The organism is Burkholderia sp. ABCPW 111, assembly GCF_000773065.1.
In the GTDB taxonomy this organism is placed as follows: domain Bacteria; phylum Pseudomonadota; class Gammaproteobacteria; order Burkholderiales; family Burkholderiaceae; genus Burkholderia; species Burkholderia savannae.
Map to the genome: position 1 here is coordinate 1 of NZ_JPWT01000011.1, position 6,232 is coordinate 6,232.

Here is a 6,232-nt window from a genome sequence, read left to right on the forward strand (position 1 = left end):
ACCGACCGCCCGAACCGCGAGCGACGATGCAACCGGGCGGCATGCAACCAAGCGGCGAGGCGGGGCCAGACGACGCGTCACGCCCCACGCCGCCGAACGGGCGCGACGCGCCCGAGGGTCAAGGCAGCGTCAGCAGAATCGACTTCGGCCCGCCCGGCAGATTGTGCGGCTGCCCCACCGCGTAGCCGCCCGTGCTCATCCGGAAGTTGCCGTTGACCACCGAGAACTGATAGTTCGAGCAGATCTCGTTGTGATCGGGCGTGTAGACGGCCGACGTCGTCGCCTTCTTGACCGCGACCCACCGCCCGGCCACCCTGTCGAACGCCCATACGTTGCCGTACTGTCCGGCCCGCTGCGTCGCGTCGAGACACGACGCGCCTTGCGTCGCCCAATCCTCGACGAAGCTGTTCGCGAAATTCGCCGACTGCAGGCTCTTCTGATAGCGCAGCGTCGCGATCAGCTCGCGCACGTTGGTCGACGTGTCCGTGAACCACACCGAATAGTCGGTCTGGTTCTGGCCGGCGACGGGCGCGATCGAAGCCATGAAGCGATATGTCCGGCCCGCGACGGGCGCATGGCTCTTCGAGCACTTGTAGCCGGTGCCTTCGCCGCCGAACTGCGTGCAGCTGACGCCCGGCCCCTTCGCGATGATCTGCGGCGACTTGCCGTTCGCGTCCCACACGGAAAACAGGACCAGGCCGTTCTGCTTGCCGTCGACCGACTGGATGCCGGTGTAAGCGCCCGGCCAGCCGATCGCTTCCCAATAGGTGGTCGGCGCGAGCGCTTCGGGCGTCACGTCGACGCTGAACGCGGTCCAGCCGCTCGCCTGCTGGTAGTTCAGATGGACGGAGTTCGCGCGCGTGCGGTGCGGCTGCGCCGAGCCGCCGATCGCGACGCTCTGCGCCGTGCCGTCGAACCTGCGGATGCTCGCCACCGCCGTTTGCGCGCCGCCGCTGCCGGCGATCCACCACGCGGACGCGACCCCGTCCGCGCCGGTCGACGCGTTCACCGGAAAGAGCCAGCCCGACGCACTGCCTGCGCCCCGCGGCTGCCACGCGACATCGCAGCCGGAAACCGGCTGGCCCTTGTTCGTCACCTTCACCGTCAGCATGACGGGGTTGTGCGTGCGGTTGTTCGACGTGATCGCCGGATCGTAGAGCGTCGACGAGAACGCCGAGCCTTGTCTCGCGACGAGCGGTGCGCTCGTCGACGAAGCGATCACGGAGCCGTTCAGGCAGGCGCCGGCGGCCGTCGCGTCGACGGCCGCCACGGCCAGGACGGTTGCTGCGATGCACTTGAATTTCAATTCGATCCTCCTCGTACGGATGTTTCGATTGGCGGACATGCGTCGTGCACTATAAGCGACGCTCACTCGCCCGATGAAAATAACCGACCATATCCGACGGGATAATCAATTTCTTTTAATATTTAATATGTTATCTACTTGTTTAAATGATCGAAGCCGACTCCGTGAAAGTCGGCGCCGCGCTTTTCATCGGCCCGTCCGGCGGCTCGCAACGCGCGACACTGCTCACTTCGCCCGAACGAAGCGGCGCTGCCGACAGGAAATCGAAGCCGTTCGAAAAACGTCCGTTCCGATGAATCGATTGCCGCCGATTAAACATCAGGCTGCCGATTGATTGCGCATTCACGTCGGTATTCGCCGGCAGCGCGAATCAGCCTCGATCGCATTCGAAATCCGTCGACCGGATGCCCCGAACGCCGATTCCCGGAATGCTTCGAGTGACGGGGAACGATCGCCGCGACGCCGCGCCGATGCCGGTTCGTACGAAACCCGGCGTGCCGGGCGCGTCGATGTCGCGATAAACGACCATCTTGCGCCGATCCTCGCGCGGGGATGCGGGAACCGGCGATACGCCGAGCCCCGCGCCGACGAGACTCACGGTGGTGTCCCTCCGGATCGCACGCTGCGAGACCTGCGGCGTGCAGCCCGCCTGAGCGCGCGCGTCGACGATGCGGCCGTGCAAACCCAAGCCTTCGGATTCGGGAGACAAGGCCCACGGCACAGCGGCGAGCGATGCGAGCGGCACGGCGCCGGCGCGGGCGCGGCCGATCGCGAGCCCGGCGTTTCTGCGCAAGCCCTGACGGAAGATTCGGGCGCGCAACGCGGCGACGTGGAACGGTCCGCCGGCACGCACGCGAATTGACGGATTCGCTGCACGCGCCGGCCGCACGGACGCCCGTGCGGCGACGCCGCGCGACCGCGTTACAGCCCGAGCGCCGACAGATCGAGCTTGCCGCCCTTGACGGGCGGACACCAGAAGAACGAGCCGGTGATCGGCTGCGTGAAGCGGAACAGGCCGTCGTGCACGCCGTCGGTCGCGCCGATCATCCGGCGCATCTGCACCTCGAACGCGCGGAACGAATGTCCGAATGCGACGAAATACAAGCCGGCGCGACGCTCGTCCGCCCACGGCGACGAGCGCCGCAGCACCTTCGCCTCCGGCTTGAAGCTCTCCTGCTCGGTGCGCTTCACGTGCGCGTACGCGGGCGCGTCTTCGAGTTCTTCGTTGTCGTCCTTGCGGCGGCCGATGATCCGGTCCATTTCGTCGCCCGGGATCTCGCGCATCTTGCCGAAGTCGTGCACCCATTGCTGGACCGCGACGAAGCTCGCGCCGTCGAAGCCCGCGCCCTTGCCGGACACGAACGCGGTTTCGATCGCCTCGTCGCCTTCCGGGTTCTCGGTGCCGTCCTCGTAGCCGGACAGGTCGCGGTCGTCCGCGTAGCGGAACGCGTTCGCGGCGCAGTCGAGCTCGAACGCGGGCGCGACGAGCTGCTCGATCTCGCGCGAGCGCACGGTGGCCGCGCCGAGATCGTCGGCGCGCAGCCAGACCCAGAGCGCCGCGGGCGTCGACGGCACCGGCGCGCCCGGCACCGACAGCTCCGGAAACTCCTTCAGGCCGTCGATCTTCTTGTCGAGCGCCTGCACGAGCGACGGCCCGATGCCGATCACCGTGTCGACGCCGTCAATGGCGTCACGCAACGCGGCGAGCGCGCTCGCCGCACGCTCCGGATGCGTGATCCGGAAGGACAGGTAGCGGCTCGCCGCCGGAATCGGAGCCAGAATGCCTTGCTGAAAATCGCTCATCGTTTCCTCGATGCAGTGTTCGGTTCTACAGGGTGGGGGACGCCGGATTGTCCCATAACGTCGGGACGCGCCTGCTTGGGACGTGCCTGCTTGGGAAGTGCCCGTTCGGGACATGCCCGTTCGGGACGTGCCCGTTCGGGACATGCCCGTTCGGGAGCGGCCCTTCTGGGAGAGACGCGTTCGGGGCTGCATGTTTGGGACGTGCCCGTCTGGGACGCGCCCGCTTGGGACATGCCCGCTCGGCGGGCGTCCGTTCGCGCCGTCCCGGTCGGGAACGCGTCGTCCCGAGCACATGCGTTCGCCGCGGCCCCCCCGGAACGGGGAGCCACGGTCGCAATACACGCGCTCGAAGCATGTCCGGCCGCGCGCAAGCCCAAACCGACGCACCCGCCCGGGACATATCAGCGGACGCATCCCGCCCGCGACTTCCGCATCGGCGACATGCACGCCGTGAAAGCTTCGCGCGCCGCGCACGCGTACGCGTGTACGAACCGCTTCGGCCCGCCGGGCGCATAGCGCCACACGCATACGCCCATACGCCCGGCGCGCCCGCGCGTGGCAATCGCGGCGCACGTCGAGTCCCGATGCCAACCGACTCCCTCCGCCCCCAATCGAACGCGGCGAGCCGCATCGCCGCGCATCGCCCCGTATCGAATCGGCAACATCCATTCGTCTGACATTGCAGCAATGCGAAACGGCCGCTAGAATCGCTTCACGAGCTGAACTCCGCTCGCTTTCACTCCACTCACTCAACGTTCGAAGGAGGTGCCAGATGTCGCGAATGCATGTCACCTCCCCGACGGCAGTTCCACGACGCGCGTTCTAAGTCGTCGTCTTCGCGGGCCACTATCCAGCCCGCACAGCTTCCGGACAGTTCCCCGCCTTCGCTTCGCGCGCTGACGCGCAGCGGCATGCGTCCGGCTTTCGTTTCGAACAACAATCGACAAGTCCCGTTCGCCACGAGCGACCGGGCCCCGACAAATGGCCCAAAAAACAACCCATCCGGGTGGACGAGCGTTTACCGACGTGCTCGCGTTCACCTTCCGGCACTGGCGCGCGCAACCCGCGCGCATCGCCGCCATCGCGTTCTTCGCGCTCGCCACCGCGCTCGGCGACGTGCTGACGCCGCTCTTCGCGGGACGCCTCGTCGACGCGCTGTCGCACGGCGTCACCGCCGCGGACAAGGCGCTCGCATGGAGCCGCGCGCTGCACGCGTTCGGCATGCTGATCGGCATCGGGCTCGCTTGCACGTTGCTGCGGCAGGCGGCGTTCCGCAACATCATCGTGCTGACGCTCGAGATGATGAGCCAGATCGCGGCGAACGCGTTCCATCGCGTGCAGCGCTTTTCGACCGACTGGCACGCGAACAGCTTCGCCGGCTCGACCGTGCGCAAGATCACGCGCGGCATGTGGGCGATCGACCTGCTCAACGACACGCTGCTCGTCGCGCTGCTGCCGTCCGTCGTGATGCTCGCGGGCGCGACGCTTCTGCTCGGCTCGCACTGGCCGGTGATGGGCGCGGTGGTCGGCGGCGGCTCCGTCGTGTTCATCGCGGTGACGGTCACGATGTCGCTGCGCTTCGTCGCGCCCGCCGCGCGGCTCGGCAACCTGTGGGACACGCGTATGGGCGGCGCGCTCGCCGACGCGGTGAGCTGCAACCCGGTCGTCAAGGCGTTCGGCGCGGAGACCCGCGAAGAGGCGCGGCTCGACGGCGTCGTGTCGAAGTGGCGCGCGCGCACCCGCCGCGCGTGGCGGCGCGGCACGCTGAACGGCGGCGTGCAGGGCGCGATGCTCGTCGCGATGCAGGCGGCGATCCTCGGCGCGGCGCTGTGGCTGTGGGCGCACGATCGCGCGAGCGTCGGCGACATCGCGTTCGCGCTCACGACGTTCCTCGTGCTGCAAGGCTATCTGCGCGACATCGGGATGCACATCCGCAACCTGCAGCGCTCCGTCAACGACATGGAGGAGCTCGTGTCGCTCGAGCGGCAGCCGCTCGGCATCGACGACAAGCCGGGCGCGAAGCCGATCTCGATCGCGCACGGCGAGATCCGCTTCGAGCACGTGACGTTCGGCTACAGCGGCGCGCATGCGAAGCCGCTGTACGACGATTTCTCGATCCGGATCGCGCCGGGCGAGCGAATCGGGCTCGTCGGGCATTCGGGCTCGGGCAAGACGTCGTTCATCAAGCTGATTCAGCGGCTGTACGACGTCGACGGCGGGCGCATCGCGATCGACGGGCAGAACATCGCCGACGTCACGCAGGCTTCGCTGCGCAGCCAGATCGCGATCGTCCAGCAGGAGCCGCTGCTGTTCCACCGCACGCTCGCCGAGAACATCGCGTATGCGCGACCCGGCGCGACGCGCGGCGAGATCGAGCGCGCCGCGCGGCTCGCGAGCGCGCACGAGTTCATCGCCGAGCTGCCGCAGGGCTACGACACGCTCGTCGGCGAACGCGGGATCAAGCTGTCGGGCGGCGAGCGGCAACGCGTGGCGATCGCGCGCGCGTTCCTCGCCGACGCGCCGGTGCTGATCCTCGACGAAGCGACGTCGAGCCTCGGTAGCGAAAGCGAGGTGCTGATCCAGCAGGCGATGGAGCGGCTGATGGTCGGACGCACGACGCTCGTCGTCGCGCACCGGCTGTCGACGGTGCGCGCGCTCGATCGGCTGATCGTGCTCGACAAGGGGCGCGTGATCGAGGAAGGCAGCCACGACGAGCTGATCCGGCTCGAAGGCGGCGTCTACCGGCGGCTGTTCGAGCGGCAGGCGCTCGAGCTCGCGAAGGGCCTGATCGAGCAGACGGGCGGCGACGCCGCCGAGTGGCTGAGCGACGAGCATGACGGACGCGACGAGCGCAACGAGCGCGGCGAACGCGACAAGCCCGGCGTGCTCGACGGACACGACGCGCGGCGCGCGCATCGCGCGCCCGACGACGGCGACGGGCGGATCGACGATTCGGCGGTCGCTGTCGAGAAGTAGCCGCGGGCGCGACGAAGGCAAGGCACGGGCGCGCGCGAGCGCGCCGACCGTCTTGCGTCGCTTCGTCTTGCGTCGCTTCGTCTTGCGTCGCTTCGTCTTGCGTCGCTTCGTCTTGCGTCGCTTCGTCTTGCGTCGCTTCGTCTTGCG

Annotated in this window: 4 protein-coding genes; 2 read left to right on the plus strand and 2 right to left on the minus strand. The window is 68.3% G+C overall.

Going from position 1 to position 6,232, the window contains the following annotated elements; translation table 11 throughout:
- Positions 1-118: 118 nt before the first annotated feature.
- Positions 119-1,345 (minus strand): DUF3472 domain-containing protein, encoded by a 1,227-nt coding sequence (locus X946_RS03850; protein ID WP_052145000.1) that lies wholly within the window; start codon positions 1,343-1,345, stop codon positions 119-121.
- 295 nt (positions 1,346-1,640) lie between these two features.
- On the opposite strand from X946_RS03850, the gene X946_RS33125 reads away from it, so the two are divergent.
- Complete coding sequence (locus tag X946_RS33125; RefSeq protein ID WP_152611623.1) at positions 1,641-2,168, plus strand: hypothetical protein; 528 nt, start codon at positions 1,641-1,643, stop codon at positions 2,166-2,168.
- 59 nt (positions 2,169-2,227) lie between these two features.
- On the opposite strand, the gene X946_RS03865 is transcribed toward X946_RS33125, so the two are convergent.
- Complete coding sequence (locus tag X946_RS03865) at positions 2,228-3,109, minus strand: Dyp-type peroxidase (RefSeq protein WP_038744348.1); 882 nt, start codon at positions 3,107-3,109, stop codon at positions 2,228-2,230.
- 981 nt (positions 3,110-4,090) lie between these two features.
- Between X946_RS03865 and X946_RS03870 the strand changes: the two genes are divergently transcribed.
- Positions 4,091-6,085 (plus strand): ABC transporter ATP-binding protein, encoded by a 1,995-nt coding sequence (locus X946_RS03870; protein WP_038744350.1) that lies wholly within the window; start codon positions 4,091-4,093, stop codon positions 6,083-6,085.
- Positions 6,086-6,232 lie beyond the last annotated feature (147 nt).